General features: G+C 55.1%; 1 protein-coding gene. It reads right to left on the reverse strand.

The window, feature by feature from the left end:
* Window positions 1–227: DnaB-like helicase C-terminal domain-containing protein (locus tag PPOP_RS16665; RefSeq protein WP_042229508.1), on the reverse strand; the 227-nt coding region annotated here is incomplete at both ends.

A 227-nucleotide genomic window follows, 5' to 3' on the forward strand; every position in this document is an offset into this window, starting at 1 on the left:
CCTGCCAAGTCTGAATTGCCTGGTCGCTTATCCTGCCGATCATCCACGCCCCTGACAACCTGTGACAAGCCCATAACGTGACAATCGCATTCCTTCGCTGCTGCCCGAAGCTTACGGCATATTCGAGCTAATGCGCTGCCGCTGTTGTCGTTAGTTTCTCCGCGCTCTTTCACGTCCTGTAGGTAGTCCACCACAACGAAGTCCAGCCCTTGCGTTCGTTTAAGGCG

The organism is Paenibacillus popilliae ATCC 14706 (assembly GCF_000315235.1).
Taxonomy (GTDB): domain Bacteria; phylum Bacillota; class Bacilli; order Paenibacillales; family Paenibacillaceae; genus Paenibacillus_B; species Paenibacillus_B popilliae.